The organism is Sedimenticola hydrogenitrophicus, assembly GCF_029017505.1.
Classification (GTDB): domain Bacteria; phylum Pseudomonadota; class Gammaproteobacteria; order Chromatiales; family Chromatiaceae; genus Sedimenticola; species Sedimenticola hydrogenitrophicus_A.
The window spans coordinates 1-2437 of the sequence record NZ_JAQGEI010000079.1; the positions used below are offsets into that span (position 1 = coordinate 1).

The 2437-nt window shown below is 46.0% G+C and carries 4 protein-coding genes; all 4 read left to right on the forward strand.

Going from position 1 to position 2437, the window contains the following annotated elements; genetic code table 11:
• Positions 1-548: RHS repeat-associated core domain-containing protein (locus O9K64_RS23235; protein ID WP_275100502.1), on the forward strand; the 548-nt coding region annotated here is incomplete at its 5' end.
• A 48-nt stretch (positions 549-596) separates the two neighbouring features.
• Positions 597-968: a hypothetical protein gene (locus O9K64_RS23240; RefSeq protein ID WP_275100503.1), complete on the forward strand. Its 372-nt coding sequence runs from the start codon at positions 597-599 to the stop codon at positions 966-968.
• Between the two features lie 25 nt (positions 969-993).
• Positions 994-1293: a hypothetical protein gene (locus O9K64_RS23245; RefSeq protein ID WP_275100504.1), complete on the forward strand. Its 300-nt coding sequence runs from the start codon at positions 994-996 to the stop codon at positions 1291-1293.
• A gap of 223 nt (positions 1294-1516) precedes the next feature.
• Positions 1517-2383, forward strand: a complete 867-nt coding sequence (locus O9K64_RS23250) for an REP-associated tyrosine transposase (protein WP_275100505.1) — start codon at positions 1517-1519, stop codon at positions 2381-2383.
• Positions 2384-2437: the final 54 nt, after the last annotated feature.

Genomic DNA, 2437 nt, shown 5'->3' on the forward strand with positions numbered 1-2437 from the left:
CCGAGACCAACCAGGCCTGGGCCAATCCGTTGCGGTTCCCGGGGCAGTATTATGATGCGGAGACGGGGGCGTACTACAACTACTTCAGGGATTATGATCCATCCATAGGGCGGTATGTTCAGAGGGATCCGATTGGGCTTGGTGGTGGGCTGAACATGTATGCTTATGTGGAAGCCAATCCGTTAGTAAAGAGCGACAGGATTGGCTTGAAAGGGGGGCATATACGTAATCAAAGGAACAGATACGGTAGCTCATATGGTAAGGCGTACGGTATTAACCCAAAGCCGACCATTGCTACAAATATCGGTAATGAAAGTCTTGCTAGCGCTCTTAGCGGTGTGCTAGATATGAACTTCTGCGATGTATGGCCTGCCGCATGCACCAAAACAGTTTGTGTAAAATGGAGATGCTGGAGTGGGAGAAGTGACAACACTTGTGGGCGATATGACCAGTTCTTTGAGATTCCCGGAGATCCTGTTGTTGTTTCACCAACTTGGCGCCCAGAATATGACCCGGATTGTGAGTGTATAAAGTGGAGGTGGAAATAATTGGCAAGAATAACACTACTTTAAACTGCTCCATGAGAGGTGAATAAAATGAAGTGGATAGGAGATACTTGTCTTAAAATCATATGCATAGCAGTGATCGCATATACGTTTTTGTCTGGTGGGGTAGTAATTGCATCTGATTTAGGTAGTGATAGCATAAAAAAATTGGAAGAATGTTCTCAAGAGCAGTTAGGAATTAGGCTGAAGTCATTAAAATACTTATTGGATCTTAATCCGAATGATTTCATTTTGAGAAGTTCCATCAATGGCTCTGGTGAAATGGAATATATTGAGGCATTGCAAGATGCCGGCTTCGTAAGAATACTACTGACAGATTCTCTGCCTAACGGCGTAAAAGGGCCTTTTATAAGATTGATACCGACAGAGAAGGCGAGCGATTTACTCGAGTATCTCAGGTAATAGCTAATGAGTTAAACATAAAATCATGTTACTAGTAACTACCTCTACCGATATTGCTTGGCTGAATAAGCAGAGGAGGATATTAGAGCAACATAATATTACTTCGTTCATTAGTGGCCAAAACGAAAAACAGCTGAATTACTATCATTTTGGGAATACGCTTGGATTGTGGGTGTACAATGAAAAGCAATATGAAAAAGCCGTCAAAATACTTAAGATAAGTGCTGCTATCCCTAAAAAATTAGTACCCAAAAAGTATAGGGGGAAGTTGTACTTTGTTATCTCGATTCTTCTTGGCATTGCTATCGCTATAGTTGTACAGTGACAGTCTCCTCCTGAGAGTTGTGGATAACTTAAGCAGTTTTCTTTTTGGTGGCAACCTCCTTCGACTACGACAGCCGTAACCGCAAAACCCGGACCCTCAACCACCTGGGGACCCATCAGGAGATTACAAAAACGGACTATGACGCCGCCGGTAACAAAACAAAAAGAAGGAACATAAGGGTCAGGTCTTGAATTTTGAATCCTCTCAACTATAATCGACCCCCATGACGAGGCCACTTCGAATAGAATTTCCAGGAGCGCTCTATCACGTTACCTCCCGTGGTAATCAGCGCGAAGCTATTTACCTTTCAGACAGCGATAGGGATATCTGGCTGGAAGTGTTCGCAGAAGTATGTCGTCGGTTTAATTGGTCCTGCCACGCGTATTGTCTGATGGATAATCATTACCACCTGCTGGTGGAGACGCCAGAGGGCAACTTATCTCCGGGAATGCGCCAGCTCAATGGTGTATATACTCAACGCTTCAATCGTCTCCATGGACGCATCGGTCATGTATTCCAAGGCCGTTACAAGTCCATTTTGGTGGATAAAAACAGTTACCTCTTGGAGTTGGCCCGTTATATCGTGCTCAACCCGGTACGGGCGGCGATGGTGCGATCGGCGAAGGATTGGCCCTGGAGCAGTTACCGGGCAACAGCCGGTTGGATAACAGCACCCGCGTGGCTGCAGACGGACTGGATATTGAGTGCGTTTGCCAAACGGCACAAGACGGCGTGTGAGCGCTTCCGTAAGTTTGTCTCGGAGGGGAAGGGGCAGCCCTCACCGTGGGAACACCTGAGGAATCAGGTGTTTTTGGGAAATGAGCAGTTTGTTGCTGAAATGCAGGCGCTGATCGATCCCGAGAAGTCTTTAGCAGAGATTCCTCAGGGGCAAAAGAGAAAGATGGCCAAGCCGTTAGGCGACTATCAAATGCAATGTCGATCACGTGATGATGCTATTTATCAAGCCTATCGAAGTGGAGGATACAAGATGGCGGAGTTGTCGGAGTACTTTGGTCTGCATTATTCGTCGATCAGTAAAATCATTCGAAGGCTGGAGAATTCAAGGATCAAGACCCTGCTTTATCCGTGACCCTGCTTTATCCGTATCCGTGACCCTGCTTTATCCCGGTGCACCAGATTTGCG